This is a genomic window from Mycobacteroides sp. PCS013 (assembly GCF_049532645.1).
GTDB lineage: Bacteria > Actinomycetota > Actinomycetes > Mycobacteriales > Mycobacteriaceae > Mycobacterium > Mycobacterium gwanakae.
In genome coordinates, this window is the sequence record NZ_CP150131.1 from 3,808,803 (window position 1) to 3,822,520 (window position 13,718).

The window sequence follows — 13,718 nt, forward strand, 5'->3', positions numbered from 1 at the left end:
TCATCCTCGCAAACAAACTGGGGTTAATTAATGGCTGAACTCGAACGGCACCAATACGACGTAGTCGTGATCGGTGCCGGTGGCGCCGGACTACGCGCCGTCATCGAGGCACGTGAACGGGGCTTTAAGGTCGCGGTCGTCTGTAAATCCCTGTTCGGCAAGGCACACACCGTGATGGCCGAAGGCGGTTGCGCCGCCTCGATGGGCAATGCCAACGACAAGGACAGCTGGCAGGTGCACTTCGGTGACACCATGCGCGGCGGCAAGTTCCTGAACAACTGGCGGATGGCCGAGTTGCACGCCAAGGAGGCCCCGGACCGGGTCTGGGAACTGGAAACCTATGGCGCGTTGTTCGATCGCACCAAGGATGGCCGGATCAGCCAGCGCAACTTCGGTGGCCATACCTATCCGCGGCTGGCGCACGTCGGCGATCGCACCGGCCTGGAGATCATCCGCACCATGCAGCAGAAGATCGTTTCGCTACAGCAGGAAGACTTCGCCGAGACCGGTGATTACGAGGCACGTATCAAGATCTTCGCCGAGTGCACCATCACCGACCTGCTCCTGGACGGGGACCGGATCGCCGGCGGGTTCGGATACTGGCGCGAATCGGGCCGGTTCATCCTCTTCGAGGCTCCCGCAGTGGTTTTGGCCACGGGCGGCATTGGCAAGTCGTTCAAGGTGTCATCGAACTCCTGGGAGTACACCGGTGACGGTCATGCCCTGGCACTGCGCGCCGGCGGCACGCTGATCAACATGGAGTTCATCCAGTTTCATCCGACCGGCATGGTCTGGCCTCCCTCGGTGAAAGGCATCCTGGTCACCGAAGGCGTGCGCGGCGACGGCGGAGTGCTCAAGAACTCCGAGGGCAAGCGATTCATGTTCGACTACATCCCCGCGGTGTTCAAGGGTCAATACGCCGAGACCGAGGAAGAAGCCGACCAGTGGCTCAAGGACAACGACTCGGCACGGCGCACCCCTGACCTGCTGCCCCGTGACGAGGTCGCCCGGGCCATCAACTCCGAAGTCAAGGCCGGCCGCGGCACCCCGCACGGCGGCGTGTACCTCGACATCGCTTCACGCATCCCCACCGAAGAGATCAAGCGGCGGCTGCCGTCGATGTACCACCAGTTCAAGGAACTCGCCGAGGTGGACATCACCAAGGACGACATGGAAGTCGGTCCGACCTGTCACTACGTGATGGGCGGCATCGAGGTCGATCCCGACAGTGGAGCCGCGACGGTGCCCGGTCTCTTCGCGGCCGGTGAATGCTCCGGCGGCATGCACGGGTCAAACCGGTTGGGCGGCAACTCCCTTTCCGACCTGCTGGTGTTCGGACGGCGCGCCGGTCTGGGAGCCGCCGACTACGTCAAGGGACTCACTTCCCGCCCACAGATCACCGAGGCCGACGTCGACAAGGCTGCCGCCCTGGCGCTGGCGCCCTTCGGTGACCCGGCGGCCGAGGGTGCCGAAAATCCGTACACACTGCACACCGACCTGCAGCAGGCCATGAACGACCTGGTCGGCATCATCCGCAAGGAAGAGGAAGTCGAACAGGCCCTGGTCAAGCTGAATGAGCTCAAGGAGCGCTTCAAACACGTTGCCGTGGAAGGGCATCGGCAGTTCAATCCGGGCTGGCACCTGGCCATCGACATGCGCAACATGCTGCTGGTCAGTGAGTGCGTGGCCAAGGCGGCGCTGCTGCGCACCGAGAGCCGAGGCGGACACACCCGCGATGACCATCCGGACATGGACGCCACCTGGCGCAAGACCCTGCTGGTCTGCAGCACCACCGGCGGAGATCCGGCGGTACCCGATGTACTCGTCACGCCCGAGCCGCAGATCCCCTTACGCCCAGATCTTTTGGAACTTTTCGAGATCGGCGAGCTGGAGAAATACTTCACGCCCGAAGAACTGGCAGAGCACCCAGGAAGGAAGTCCTGACGTGAGCTATGACGCGCACCTCCAGGTCTGGCGAGGCGATGACGACGGCGGTGAGCTCATCGACTACACCGTTCCGGTGAGCGAGGGCGAGGTCGTGCTCGACATCATCCACCGCATCCAGGCCACTCAGGCCTCGGACCTGGCGGTGCGCTGGAACTGCAAGGCCGGAAAATGCGGCTCCTGCTCGGCCGAGATCAATGGCCGTCCGCGGCTCATGTGTATGACCCGGATGTCGACATTCGATGAATCCGAGACCATCACGGTGACGCCACTGCGCGCCTTCCCGGTGATTCGCGACCTGGTTACCGACGTGTCGTTCAACTACCAAAAGGCCAGAGAAGTCCAATCATTCACCCCACCGAAGGGCTTGAAACCCGGCGAGTACCGGATGCAGCAGGAAGATGTCGAGCGGTCACAGGAGTTCCGTAAGTGCATCGAATGCTTCCTCTGCCAGAACACCTGCCACGCGGTGCGCGACCACGAGGAGAACAAGAAGGCTTTCGCCGGACCGCGCTATCTGATGCGGGTGGCCGAGCTGGAGATGCACCCACTCGATGTTGCCGATCGGCGCGAGGTGGCTCAGGAGGAACTGGGCCTGGGCTACTGCAACATCACCAAGTGCTGCACCGAGGTATGCCCCGAAGGCATCCACATCACCGATAATGCGCTGATCCCTATGAAGGAGCGGATCGCCGATCGCAAGTACGACCCGATTGTCTGGTTGGGCAACAAGCTGTTCCGCCGCTAGCCGGGTCTTGCACAGGAGAAGCGCATGGAAACCTGGCTCGTCATCGTCATCGCCGTTGTCTGCCTGGCAGCCGTAGGTGCCGTCGCGGGCTTGATCCTGCTGGCAATTCTTGCTGCGGGCGGCATCTCGGCCGCTCGGTTCAATCTCACCCCCGTAGCCGCCGATCAGCTGCATGAGTATCTGGCTTCCGACGCCTCCTTCGCACTCTCGGTCCAGCGCGACTTCTTCTACCCTCCCGATCGCGTGTTCAAGGCCCTGCTCGACGAGCGGTTCATGAGCTGGGTCCCGTTCTCCAAGGGTGTGGACTACGCCGGTACGGCATTGCGAGAGGTGGGCACCAAGCGCGCATTCGTCAACACCTTCGGGGTGTTGGCCGAACAGATCGTCGTCAATGAACCCAACCGCACACTGGGTGTCACCATCACCGCATGTTCTGTTCCGCTGGTTCTGGATTCGGCTGCGGAGATCTTCGAAGTGGCAGATAACGGCACCGGCGGCACCCGGCTCACCTGGCATGTGGGCGGCACCCCTAAATGGGTGGGCTGGCTCCCGCTGCGCCTGGCCGCACCACTCGTGCGTCCGGTGGCCAAGTGGCAGATCGGCAAGCTCCGCGCGATCATCGGGCGCCGCTGAACTCCAAGTTGTTGCGCGGGACTTTGTGACTGGTTGCCAATGCCCAATTCGGGCAACACGGGCAACATCGGAATATGGGTGACACTGTGAGCGTCGCGGATATCCGCACTGCCATCAAGGAGCTTTCGTTGCGTGCCGATCTCGCCGATCGCGAAGATCGCGCCGACGACGCGCGCGAACTCCGTGATCGCATCCGCGGATACCAAGAGGAACTCGCCAAACGCCCCTAGGCCGTATCAGCGGCCGGGGCGTGATGATGACGATCCTTTATATAGCATTGTGTCTATATAGATAGAGTGCAATACTCGACGCATGGACGTTTTCGAAGCGGTGGCGGAGCCAAGCCGCCGGATTCTGCTCGATGCGCTGGCCGGCGGGGAATGGACCGCCGGAGAACTCGTCGCGACACTGCCCGGCCTGACACAGCCCACCGTCTCGCGGCATCTTCGCGTGCTGCGCGAGGCCGGCCTGGTCGATGCCCGGCCGGATGCACAACGCCGGATCTACGCGCTGCGTGCCGATGGCCTGGTCCAGATCGACCAGTGGATCGACCCATACCGGCACTTCTGGAGCGGGCACCTGGACGCACTGGAAGGACACCTGCCCTAGCGGTCTAACGCCCCGCCCACCTGACCTCGATGCCTTCGGCACTCAGCTGCTGACCCGGGCGCGATGTCACCTGAACATCGATTTCCCGCCCGGTCTTCTTATCGATCAATTCCAGCGGCTTGTGCCCATCCTGCAGGTACTCGTCCCCCCACTTGAGCAGGGACAGCAGTACCGGAAGCAGATCCTGGCCCATCCGGGTCAGCACGTACCCGTCCCGCTCCCGCTGACCGGGCTCGCGATAAGGCACCTTCTCGATGACGCCCGCCGCCTCCAACTGCTTGAGTGCACGCGACACCGCCGGGGCAGATACCCCGATGCGCTCGGAAAACTCGTCGAATCGGGTTGAGCCGTAAAAGCATTCGCGGACGATCAGGAATGCGGTCTTGGTGCCCAGCAAGTCCAGGGCCTTCCCGATCGAACACGCATCGGTGTTCCAGCGGGAGCGGTCCTGCAGCAGCCGCTCGAACTCCATGGTCACCGGGCCATTGTAACTAACGCTTGCGTTATTCAGCTAGTCCCGCTAGCGTCCTAACTAACGTAATCGTTAGTTAGGAGATAGGGATGGTCGAGAACAAGGTCGTACTGGTCACCGGAGGGCGCCGCGGACTGGGCGCAGCCATCGTCGACGAGGTACTGAGCCGCGGAGCGCGCAAGGTCTACAGCACCGCCCGCCAACCCTTCGAGGACCCGCGCGCGCAGGTGATTCCCCAACAGCTCGAGGTGGCCTCCGAGTCATCGGTGCGAGCGCTGGCCCGTGAGCTCACCGACGTCGAGATCGTGGTCAACAACGCCGGTGTGCTGCATCCCGATTCGCTGCTCACCGGCGACCTTGATCGGGTGGACGCGACGTTCCAGACCAACGTCTTCGGCCCGCTGCGGGTCATCCGGGCGTTCGCGCCGATCCTCAAGGCCAACGGCGGCGGAGCGATCATCAACATCCACTCGGTGCTCTCCTGGCTGGGCGGAGCCGGCGCCTACGGTGCGTCGAAGGCGGCCATCTGGTCGGTGACCAACACCCTGCGCCTGGAGCTGGAACCACAGCACACACACGTGTTGGGCGTACACGCGGGATTCATCGGCACCGACATGGTGTCCGCCCTCGACGTTCCGAAGACACCGCCCGGCGTGATCGCGGCACGCATCATCGATGCACTGGAGAAGGGCGATAACGAGGTGCTGACCGACGAGCTCACCGCGCAGGTGAAGTCGCAGCTATCGGGCCCTGTCGAGAATCTCGCCTACCGTCCCGGCCACTGACCTCGCATCCACCAGGAGAAGATCGACATGCCCCTCTGGACCATCTACCACACACCAAACATGTTTTCCGACAAGGAAAAGGCCGATCTGGCCGCACGCATAACGGAGGTCTACGTCGCCGTCGGGCTTCCGCGGTTCTACGTGGTCACGGTGTTCAAGGAGATCCCACCGTCCGACTTCTACGTCGGCGGGGAACCCACCACGAACGCGGTACGGATCGTCGTGGATCACATCGCACGGACGCTGCCCGACAAAGCCGGGCGCGAGCGCATCACCCAGCACCTCGGCAGCGTCCTGGCACCGCATCTGGACCGGGCGGACCTGCACTGGGAGTTTCACATCGACGAGACCAGCGAGGAGCTTTGGATGATCAACGGACTGGTGCCGCCGCCGATGAACTCCGACGCCGAACGTGACTGGGCCCGAACCAACCGGAGCAGTCCCTACCCGGTGCCAGTCTAGCCAATCAGCTTGCGGAACTTACTGCGGTGGAACACGATCGGAGCCACTGCGGAGTGCACGGTCAATCCGTGGATGTTGAGGATGACGATCGCGTGGTCACCGGCAGGCACCTCGGACTGGATAGAGGTCTCGATCCAGGCGGTGGTGCCGCCGATGAACACCGCACCGCTCTCGGTGGTCGAGGTGTCCAGGCCCGCGAACCGATCGCCGGTCTTGGCGGCAAGCGTGCGGGCAGCATCGTCATGCGCCTCACCCAGCACACTGATACCCAGACGTGGGGCCACCCGCAGGTTGGGCCACGTTGTCGAAGAGTTCTGAACGCAGAACGCCACGAGCGGCGGATCCAGGGACACCGGCACAAACGTGCTGGCGGCCAATCCGGTTCGCGTTCCACCGATCTCGGCGGCAATGGCAACCACGCCGGTCGGGAAGTGCCCGAATGCCTCGCGCAGCGTCGCCGCGTCCAAAGTGGTATCGCTCGTCATAACTGGATGTCACCTCTAGTCTTGCTTCATGACGTCACATGTGACCCTACGCGTCGACGGCGAGGTAGCCCGCGTCACCTTGTCCCGGCCCGAGAAGCTCAACGGACTCACCCTCGACATGCTCAACGGGCTGACTGCCGCCGCCCGCCATATTGCCTCAGATACCTCGATCCGTGTGGTGGTGTTGTCCGGTGAGGGGGACGCCTTTTCTACCGGGCTGGATTTCGCGGCCGCAGGCAAGGACCCGGCGCGCGTGGTCGCGAACTTCATTCCGCTCCCCTGGCTGGGTACCAATGGTTTTCAGGAGGCGTGCTGGGCCTGGCGCCGGTTGCGCATCCCGGTGATCGCCGTCATCCACGGCCGTTGCTACGGCGGCGGGCTTCAGTTGGCCCTGGCCGCCGACTTCCGGTTCACCACACCCGATGCGGAGTTCTCGATCCTGGAAGCCAAGTGGGGCCTGATCCCCGATATGTCCGGAAGCGTCACGCTGAGTCAATTGATCGGAATCGACACCGCCAAACGGCTCACCATGACCGGTGAGATGTTCGACGGCTTCTACGCCAAGGAAATCGGACTGGTGACCCAGGTGAGCGCCGACCCCGAGGCCGACGCCGCCGAACTCATCGACCAGATCCTGTCGCGCTCCCCCGATTCGGTGGCAGCCACCAAGACCTTGTTCGACAAGGCATGGTCCATGGTCCCGCGCCGCGCGTTCGGCCTGGAGCGACGCCTGCAACTGCGGCTCATGCGGGGACCCAACTTCGCCATCGCACGCAAAGCCGGCATCGACAAGACCGAACCTCAGTTCAAGGCCCGCAGTATCTAGCGCCGATGAGCGACAAGAGCGCCGGGCGGCAGGTACTGGCGGGAATCGCCTTACTGCTGGCCACCGCCGGTGTCTTCCTGGCCCTTACCCTTGGCTGGCGGGCACACGTCCTCGCCGAGGGGGTTTCCCCGACCACGACAAGTGCGAAACTGCCGAGGGATCTCGCGGTGTATCTCCCCAATCCATCCGAGTACCCGGCCGGGTTCACTACGCCACCCGCCAACGGAATAGCCATTGCCAAATTGGCCATTCCGGTATCGAGTCCCGATCAGCCCACTGTCGCCCCCTGCGATTCGGCACGCGGGATGCCCGCCCAGTTACCCACCGGAGACACTCCGGCCCAGCTGTATCTCACGCACTTCACACGTGCCGGTGGATCTATCTTGTCGATTGTTATCGCCGAGCCCGGTGCATGGCGGGACCTATCGGCGGTCCGTACCTGGACTGCCCAGTGCCCCCAGCACGGCACCGCCGACATCACGTGTACCGATACCGCACATCTGCCCATCCCCGCCGTCTCGGCAGATGATGTCGCCGTCGTTGAATCGCGCTGCCGGAGCAGCTTCGACTACCGGTACCTGACCTATTACGCGGTTGTCCGAGGATGCCTCGTTTACATCACGGCGCACGGTGATGACCCTCGACCGGCCGAAAATGTCTTGGACGTCATCGTCAACAAAGTGCGCAGCGACGGCGCAGCCCGCTAAGGCATTGCCGATAGCGCACACCACGAAGTGATCGTTGCTTCGCTCGTTATGCCGCAGGCACACAGTCACGGAGCTCTGGCGCCATGCCGTACGGGCCCCACATCTGACGCTCCGCATCCTGCCGGGCTTCAGGCTCGTTACTTCCGTGACCGATCACAGAGCCAGCCCACTGCTTCATGCCGAAACCCATACCCGGCATGCTTCCCGGGCCAAACCCAGGTGGGCCGAAATTGTTGTTGGCATAGACCTGGCACTGAACGGCAACCGGGCCCTCCCCCGGCACCGCCGAAGCAGCGGGTGCGGCGAACACCGAAACCAGCACCGCCGCCACACCAACCCCTGCGACTACCGAACAAATCGTCCGCATAGCTCCTCCTCCTCGGTATCTGGCAATAGTTTGCCACAACCCGAGTATTTCGAGAACCAAATGTTCGCGGAGGGAAATCAGAAGATGGCTAGCGCAGATGCCCGTGCGCGGCCGCCACATCGGGATGCGCCCGTAGCCGGCTTTTCCAGGCGTTCTCGCCGTAGGTCGCATGGATCGGATCGTCCGGGTCCGTCGCCGCACGTCGAGCCCGCGCCCGAAGTTCCGGCGGGAGATCCAGCGTCGGGATACGCGCGTCAAGCCTCGGATTGAAGAAGTAGGCGATCGAAATCCGGGGCGTGCCCGTCAACGTCACGCGATGGCGCGTCGCACGCAGATACCCGCCGCTCGCCCGCTCGAGCAGCTCACCGATGTTCACGATGAATGCACCCGCCCGCCCCGGCGCCTCCACCCAGGTGCCGTCCACCTCCACCTGCAGTCCGCCCACCTCCGGTTCGGCCAGCAGCAAGGTGAGCACACCAGAGTCGCGATGCGCACCCACTCCCTGGTCGGTAGTGCCGCGGGCCGGGTACCGGATGACCTTGATCAGGGTCGCAGGTTCAGAGCCAAAAGCCTCGTCGAACACTCCGTCCGCAGACCCAAGAGCAATGGCCCACTCCCGCAGTAGCTTTCGCCCCACCGCAGCCAGCGTCGCGTCCCAGCTCGCGAGCGCTGCTCTTAGCTCGGGCACCGCCTTCGGCCACTGGTTGGGCCCCTGCAACCACAGGTAATCGAAATCCTTTCCGTGCGCAGTCGCCCGACGTTCCGGCCCGACATCGATCTGCTCACGCCAATCGGTCAGCCCGCCGGTCAGCTCTCCACCCAGCCGGGTAAACCCACGAAAATGGGGGCTACGCACCATGGCAATGGCATCCTTGTCCTCCGCGGGCAGCGCGAAAAGCCTGCGAGCGGCCGACAACACCTCGTCGACCAGCCGCGGCGAGACACCGTGGCCGGTGAGATAGAAGAACCCCACCTCATGGGTGACCTCGCGCAGCACCGCACGCAACCGATCCGGGTCGCCGGAAAGGTCTACGACGGGTAGCTCAGCCATGCCCCCATGGTCCCCCGTCCGGCCTCGCGGGGGCCACCGTCTTGACCGCCATGAGGAAATATCACAAGTACGATGACCACACGGCCGGGCGAGAGGGACGCACAGGGGAAATGACGTCATCGGAGATGCCGCCGTCGGGTCCAGATAGCCAGCAACCTGGAGACCTACCGCCGGGGACGGTCATATCCGGATACCAGGTCGAGCGCGTCCTCGGTCGCGGCGGCATGGGCACCGTGTACCTGGCCGCCAATCCGAATTTGCAACGTCCCGAGGCTCTGAAGATCCTCAACGCCCAGGCCTCACGCGACCCTGACTTCCGGGCACGATTCATGCGCGAGGCCTCGCTGGCCGCGTCTCTGGATCACCCCAACATCGTCACGGTGCACAACCGAGGCGAAACGCCCGAGGGCGATCTGTGGATTGCCATGCAATACGTCCAGGGCAGCGATGCGCACTCGGAGTCGAGGAACGGGCGCATGTCGCTCACCCGCGCCATTCACATCATCAGCGAGGTGGCCAAGGCGCTCGACTATCTGCATGCCCGCGGTCTGGTGCACCGCGATGTGAAGCCGGCCAACATCCTGCTGTCCGAAGGCGATCGGCGAATCATGTTGGGCGACTTCGGTGTCACTCGCGCGCTCGACGACAGCAACTCGGTTACCTCCGCGGGGAACGTGACCGCCACGATCGGGTACGCGGCACCGGAGGTGCTGTCCGGCGCCGCGGTCGACGGCCGCGCCGATGTGTATGCCTTGGGCTGCACGCTCTTTCGGATGCTCACGGGTCAACCACCATTTGGCTCCGGGGGCTCGCTACCCGCGGTTATCAATGCACACCTCTCGGCGCCGCCGCCCCGCATCTCCCAGTTCGCCTCTGTGCCCGAGTCAATGGACGCATTGATCGCCAAGGCGATGGCCAAGAATCCCGCCGATCGGTATCAAAGTGCCGGGGAGTTTGCCCAGGCCGCGCAACAGATTCTGGCCGACCCGCATCAGCACCGGCAGACCGTGACCCAACCCGTATCCACCGTGACGCCGCAGCCCACACCCCATCTCGTACAGAACCTGGCCACACCGACAGACTCCGCGCGAACATTGGTCAAGCACAGGCGCATCGTGGCGATTGTCGGCGCCATCGCCCTGCTGGCCGCATCGACGGTGGTCGCCGTCGTGATCTGGCCCCGCCATGGTGGGGGTAAACCCGCTCCCTCGTCTGGCGCGACCGCCTCGGTGGTGAAGCCGGGTGAATCGCTTGCCGGACAACCCAACACCGTCCTGGACACCTTGCTGCCCGGCCAGTTCGACTATCCAGACGGATGGGAGAAGAACCCGTCGCCCACATTCAAGTCGGGCGAGTTCAACCCGGCCGTGGCGCCCGGTGCGGCCACCATCATTGGTGGGACCCCAGTGGGCTGCAACACCATTGATCCCGTGTGGGCGCTGCGCGCCCAGGGCCGTGAGACGCCGACGTTGTACCTGCGTGATCGCAAGAAGCCCGAGAGGGAGATCCTGATCCGGGTTGTCCCGGCATCCGATGCCCTCTCCCCGGACGGCGCCTCCGACGCATTGAAGAGGTGCGACGCGGTCGCGTACACGATCCCCGGCGCGAGTACCACGTGGCGATGCTCGTTCGAGTTCGATGAGCCGGCTCCGGTCCAGAATGGCCAAAAAGAGCTCACCGCAACGGAATCGTGCTTCATGTTTCCATCCGGAGCGAACAGCATTCGGCAGCACGTCTCATTCAATGTGGTTCGCGGCCTGCTCGTGTACATCCTGGCCAGCGGTGCGTCCAACCGAAACGACGCGGCAGGCTCTCTCAGCGCGACCGCCCTGAACTTCGCGACCGCCATGAAGATCCTGCGTTACGGCCGCTAGTTCTTGGGAGACCAGGGGGTGAGCCAATCCGTGGGCTCCCAGCCCTCGGCGGCCGCCAGCAGCTCGTACATCGTTGCGCCATCGACGGACTCACGGATGATGTCGGCGTGGCCGGCATGCCGGGCCAACTCCTCGATGAGGTGCAGGGCCACCCACCGCACACTCCACGCGTCGACGTCCTTGGGAAACCACGGCGCCGACGGAACGGGCACCGGAGTCTCCAGCCCCTTGTCCTTGATCGCGGCAAGTGTCGCGTCGCATTGCGCGGAATACGCCGCCAGCACCCCGGCGAGCGTCTCGTCCGCACGCAAGATGAATTCGTCATCGGCCCGGTGGCGGTCCGGCCCCGGGCCAGGCGCGGCGACAATCTTGTCTGTCCAGCCCGCCTGCATATTGGTGACGTGCTTGATGAGCCCACCGACCGACAAGGTGCCCGCCGTCGGGGTAAGACGGGCCTGATCGTCGGTCAGGCCGAAGGCCACGATCCGAAAAGCGTCTTGCTGCGCGGCGATGTATTCGATCAGACCGTCCAACTCGGTGGAAACGGGCGGAGGCATGGCAGGCATACGGGGGTTCCTCTCAGGGGCTGTGAGCTGGCACGCATAAGCCAACACCACCTGTCTGACATCACTCGCCCAAAACCGTGAAAAATGCCCCCTGACCTGCGATATCTAATTGTGACAACAACCACAAGGCCAGGACTTTTGTCATACGCTACGCAGCGGTATAGTTCAGTTGTTACCGGTGGGTAACTTAATCAGAAGTAAGAACCCAACCGAATATCAGAACAGCCCCACGAGACCCAGTTAGACCCACGAGAAAAGGCAATGACGCACATGGGCCACTACAAGTCGAACGTCCGCGACCTGGAGTTCAACCTCTTCGAGCTCTTCAACATTCAGCAGGTATTCGGTGGTGAGGAGTACCCCGAGCTGGACGAAGAGACCGCACGCACGTTCCTTTCCGAAATGCGCACCCTCGCTGAGGGGCCACTGGCCGATTCCTTCGCTGAAGGCGACCGCAACCCGCCGGTCTTCGACCCGGAGACCCACTCGGTGGCCATCCCCGAAGCTTTCAAGAAGTCCGTCAAGGCAGTCACCGATGCAGGCTGGGATCGCCTCGGCCTGATCGAAGAACTCGGCGGCAGCCCGGTTCCGCGCGCGCTCATGTGGGCCATCCAGGAGATGATCCTCGGCGCCAACCCGGCAGTCTGGATGTACAGCGGTGGTGCCGGTTTCGCGCAGATCTTCTACAACGTCGCCACCGATGAGCAGAAGAAGTGGGCCGAATTCATCGCCGAGCGCGGCTGGGGCGCCACCATGGTGCTCACCGAGCCCGACGCCGGTTCGGACGTGGGCGCCGGCCGCACCAAGGCCGTCAAGCAGGAGGACGGTTCCTGGCACATCGACGGTGTGAAGCGCTTCATCACCTCGGCCGACTCCGATGACATGTTCGAAAACATCATGCATCTGGTGCTGGCCCGCCCCGAGGGCGCCGGCCCCGGCACCAAGGGTCTGTCGCTGTTCTTCGTGCCCAAGTTCATCCCCAACTTCGAGACCGGCGAGCCGGGCGAGCGCAACGGCGTCTTCGTCACCAACGTCGAGCACAAGATGGGCCTGAAGGTTTCGGCCACCTGTGAGCTGAGCCTGGGCCAGCACGGCGTTCCCGCCAAGGGCTGGCTGGTCGGCGAGGTGCACAACGGCATCGCCCAGATGTTCGACGTCATCGAGCAGGCCCGCATGATGGTGGGCACCAAGGCCATCGCGACCCTGTCCACCGGTTACCTGAACGCGCTCGAGTACGCCAAGACCCGCGTGCAGGGTGCGGACATGACGCAGCTGACCGACAAGACCGCTCCCCGCGTCACCATCACGCACCACCCGGACGTGCGTCGCTCGCTGATGACCCAGAAGGCTTACGCCGAGGGCCTGCGCGCGCTGTACCTCTACGCCACCACCTTCCAGGACGCCGTGGCCGCCAAGGCCATCAACGGTGTGGAGGCCGAGGAAGCGGTACGGCTCAACGACCTGCTGCTGCCGATCATCAAGGGTGTGGGCTCCGAGCGTGCCTACGAGAAGCTCACCGAAAGCCTGCAGACCTTCGGTGGATCCGGCTTCCTGCAGGACTACCCGATCGAGCAGTACATCCGTGACGCCAAGATCGACTCGCTCTACGAGGGCACCACGGCGATCCAGGCCCAGGACTTCTTCTTCCGCAAGATCGTCAAGGACCAGGGCAAGTCGCTGGCCTTCGTCTCCGGTCAGATCGAAGAGTTCGTCAAGAGCGAGACCGGCAACGGCCGCCTGAAGGCCGAGCGTGCGCTGCTCGCAACGGCTTTGGAGGACGTGCAGGGCATGGCAGCGACCATGACCGCCAACCTGATGGCCGCCCAGCAGGAGATCACTCAGGTCTACAAGGTCGGAACGGCCTCCGTGCGCTTCCTGATGAGCGTCGGCGACCTGCTGATCGGCTGGCTGCTGCAGCGTCAGGCCGCCGTGGCCATCGAGGCTCTGGACGCGGGCGCCACCGGCGCCGAGAAGTCCTTCTACGAGGGCAAGATCGCGGTTGCCTCGTTCTTCGCCAAGAACATGCTGCCGCAGCTGACCTCGACCCGGGCCATCCTGGAGAACGTCGACAACGACATCATGGAGCTCGACGAAGCCGCCTTCTGATTCAGTAACGCAAAGGCCCCCTGTTCCTCCGGGAACAGGGGGCCTTCTGCATTCCGGGGTACCGCCGTGATCACACCCCACCT

Annotated in this window: 16 protein-coding genes; 11 read left to right on the forward strand and 5 right to left on the reverse strand. The window is 63.8% G+C overall.

Annotated elements, in window-relative coordinates; all coding sequences use genetic code 11:
* Window positions 1-30 precede the first annotated feature (30 nt).
* From RHO23_RS19010 to RHO23_RS19030, 5 genes are all read left to right on the forward strand, one after another.
* Window positions 31-1,944 carry a fumarate reductase/succinate dehydrogenase flavoprotein subunit gene (locus RHO23_RS19010; RefSeq protein WP_064409839.1) on the forward strand — a complete coding sequence of 638 codons (1,914 nt, stop codon included), beginning with the start codon at window positions 31-33 and terminating at the stop codon, window positions 1,942-1,944.
* Window position 1,945: 1 nt separating this feature from the next.
* Window positions 1,946-2,692 (forward strand): succinate dehydrogenase/fumarate reductase iron-sulfur subunit, encoded by a 747-nt coding sequence (locus RHO23_RS19015; protein ID WP_030097281.1) that lies wholly within the window; start codon window positions 1,946-1,948, stop codon window positions 2,690-2,692.
* 24 nt (window positions 2,693-2,716) lie between these two features.
* On the forward strand, window positions 2,717-3,325 hold the full coding sequence (locus RHO23_RS19020) for an SRPBCC family protein (RefSeq protein ID WP_070915790.1): 609 nt from the start codon (window positions 2,717-2,719) through the stop codon (window positions 3,323-3,325).
* A gap of 74 nt (window positions 3,326-3,399) precedes the next feature.
* Window positions 3,400-3,555 carry a hypothetical protein gene (locus RHO23_RS19025; RefSeq protein ID WP_044105389.1) on the forward strand — a complete coding sequence of 52 codons (156 nt, stop codon included), beginning with the start codon at window positions 3,400-3,402 and terminating at the stop codon, window positions 3,553-3,555.
* 82 nt (window positions 3,556-3,637) lie between these two features.
* A complete protein-coding gene (locus RHO23_RS19030; RefSeq protein ID WP_030097283.1) occupies window positions 3,638-3,934 on the forward strand; it encodes an ArsR/SmtB family transcription factor in 297 nt (98 codons plus the stop codon).
* Between the two features lie 4 nt (window positions 3,935-3,938).
* Here the strand turns inward: RHO23_RS19030 and RHO23_RS19035 are convergent, their stop codons facing one another.
* A complete protein-coding gene (locus tag RHO23_RS19035; protein WP_057968455.1) occupies window positions 3,939-4,406 on the reverse strand; it encodes a winged helix-turn-helix transcriptional regulator in 468 nt (155 codons plus the stop codon).
* A gap of 89 nt (window positions 4,407-4,495) precedes the next feature.
* Here RHO23_RS19035 and RHO23_RS19040 point away from each other — a divergent pair, with 89 nt between their 5' ends.
* Entirely contained in the window at window positions 4,496-5,191 is a 696-nt protein-coding gene (locus RHO23_RS19040) for an SDR family oxidoreductase (RefSeq protein ID WP_423488192.1), read from the forward strand.
* A 27-nt stretch (window positions 5,192-5,218) separates the two neighbouring features.
* Window positions 5,219-5,653: a tautomerase family protein gene (locus RHO23_RS19045; protein WP_423488193.1), complete on the forward strand. Its 435-nt coding sequence runs from the start codon at window positions 5,219-5,221 to the stop codon at window positions 5,651-5,653.
* On the opposite strand, the gene RHO23_RS19050 is transcribed toward RHO23_RS19045, so the two are convergent.
* Window positions 5,650-6,138: a flavin reductase family protein gene (locus RHO23_RS19050; protein ID WP_030097287.1), complete on the reverse strand. Its 489-nt coding sequence runs from the start codon at window positions 6,136-6,138 to the stop codon at window positions 5,650-5,652. The genes RHO23_RS19045 and RHO23_RS19050 overlap by 4 nt on opposite strands.
* Before the next feature lie 28 nt (window positions 6,139-6,166).
* On the opposite strand from RHO23_RS19050, the gene RHO23_RS19055 reads away from it, so the two are divergent.
* Together RHO23_RS19055 and RHO23_RS19060 are read left to right on the forward strand one after the other, a co-directional pair.
* On the forward strand, window positions 6,167-6,964 hold the full coding sequence (locus RHO23_RS19055) for a crotonase/enoyl-CoA hydratase family protein (RefSeq protein ID WP_030097288.1): 798 nt from the start codon (window positions 6,167-6,169) through the stop codon (window positions 6,962-6,964).
* Between the two features lie 5 nt (window positions 6,965-6,969).
* On the forward strand, window positions 6,970-7,671 hold the full coding sequence (locus RHO23_RS19060; protein ID WP_423488194.1) for a hypothetical protein: 702 nt from the start codon (window positions 6,970-6,972) through the stop codon (window positions 7,669-7,671).
* Window positions 7,672-7,717: 46 nt separating this feature from the next.
* Here RHO23_RS19060 and RHO23_RS19065 read toward each other — a convergent pair whose 3' ends face one another.
* Both RHO23_RS19065 and RHO23_RS19070 read right to left on the reverse strand, forming a co-directional pair.
* On the reverse strand, window positions 7,718-8,038 hold the full coding sequence (locus tag RHO23_RS19065) for a hypothetical protein (RefSeq protein ID WP_057965465.1): 321 nt from the start codon (window positions 8,036-8,038) through the stop codon (window positions 7,718-7,720).
* Between the two features lie 88 nt (window positions 8,039-8,126).
* On the reverse strand, window positions 8,127-9,089 hold the full coding sequence (locus RHO23_RS19070) for an isopenicillin N synthase family dioxygenase (RefSeq protein ID WP_423488195.1): 963 nt from the start codon (window positions 9,087-9,089) through the stop codon (window positions 8,127-8,129).
* 110 nt (window positions 9,090-9,199) lie between these two features.
* On the opposite strand from RHO23_RS19070, the gene RHO23_RS19075 reads away from it, so the two are divergent.
* Window positions 9,200-10,963: a protein kinase domain-containing protein gene (locus RHO23_RS19075; RefSeq protein ID WP_423488196.1), complete on the forward strand. Its 1,764-nt coding sequence runs from the start codon at window positions 9,200-9,202 to the stop codon at window positions 10,961-10,963.
* On the opposite strand, the gene RHO23_RS19080 is transcribed toward RHO23_RS19075, so the two are convergent.
* Complete coding sequence (locus tag RHO23_RS19080) at window positions 10,960-11,529, reverse strand: DinB family protein (RefSeq protein WP_217340149.1); 570 nt, start codon at window positions 11,527-11,529, stop codon at window positions 10,960-10,962. The genes RHO23_RS19075 and RHO23_RS19080 overlap by 4 nt on opposite strands.
* A gap of 270 nt (window positions 11,530-11,799) precedes the next feature.
* Between RHO23_RS19080 and RHO23_RS19085 the strand changes: the two genes are divergently transcribed.
* Window positions 11,800-13,635 (forward strand): acyl-CoA dehydrogenase, encoded by a 1,836-nt coding sequence (locus tag RHO23_RS19085; RefSeq protein WP_064410479.1) that lies wholly within the window; start codon window positions 11,800-11,802, stop codon window positions 13,633-13,635.
* The last annotated feature ends 83 nt before the right edge of the window (window positions 13,636-13,718 follow it).

Bases quoted from the DNA above. Each gene is read 5' to 3' on its own strand.
- RHO23_RS19035 (WP_057968455.1), bottom strand. From the start codon at position 4,406: ATGGAGTTCGAGCGGCTGCTGCAGGACCGCTCCCGCTGGAACACCGAT.
- RHO23_RS19060 (WP_423488194.1), top strand. From the start codon at position 6,970: ATGAGCGACAAGAGCGCCGGGCGGCAGGTACTGGCGGGAATCGCCTTA.
- RHO23_RS19045 (WP_423488193.1), top strand. From the start codon at position 5,219: ATGCCCCTCTGGACCATCTACCACACACCAAACATGTTTTCCGACAAG.
- RHO23_RS19020 (WP_070915790.1), top strand. From the start codon at position 2,717: ATGGAAACCTGGCTCGTCATCGTCATCGCCGTTGTCTGCCTGGCAGCC.
- RHO23_RS19085 (WP_064410479.1), top strand. From the start codon at position 11,800: ATGGGCCACTACAAGTCGAACGTCCGCGACCTGGAGTTCAACCTCTTC.
- RHO23_RS19070 (WP_423488195.1), bottom strand. From the start codon at position 9,089: ATGGCTGAGCTACCCGTCGTAGACCTTTCCGGCGACCCGGATCGGTTG.
- RHO23_RS19055 (WP_030097288.1), top strand. From the start codon at position 6,167: ATGACGTCACATGTGACCCTACGCGTCGACGGCGAGGTAGCCCGCGTC.
- RHO23_RS19080 (WP_217340149.1), bottom strand. From the start codon at position 11,529: ATGCCTGCCATGCCTCCGCCCGTTTCCACCGAGTTGGACGGTCTGATC.
- RHO23_RS19065 (WP_057965465.1), bottom strand. From the start codon at position 8,038: ATGCGGACGATTTGTTCGGTAGTCGCAGGGGTTGGTGTGGCGGCGGTG.
- RHO23_RS19040 (WP_423488192.1), top strand. From the start codon at position 4,496: ATGGTCGAGAACAAGGTCGTACTGGTCACCGGAGGGCGCCGCGGACTG.
- RHO23_RS19050 (WP_030097287.1), bottom strand. From the start codon at position 6,138: ATGACGAGCGATACCACTTTGGACGCGGCGACGCTGCGCGAGGCATTC.
- RHO23_RS19030 (WP_030097283.1), top strand. From the start codon at position 3,638: ATGGACGTTTTCGAAGCGGTGGCGGAGCCAAGCCGCCGGATTCTGCTC.
- RHO23_RS19075 (WP_423488196.1), top strand. From the start codon at position 9,200: ATGACGTCATCGGAGATGCCGCCGTCGGGTCCAGATAGCCAGCAACCT.
- RHO23_RS19025 (WP_044105389.1), top strand. From the start codon at position 3,400: ATGGGTGACACTGTGAGCGTCGCGGATATCCGCACTGCCATCAAGGAG.
- RHO23_RS19010 (WP_064409839.1), top strand. From the start codon at position 31: ATGGCTGAACTCGAACGGCACCAATACGACGTAGTCGTGATCGGTGCC.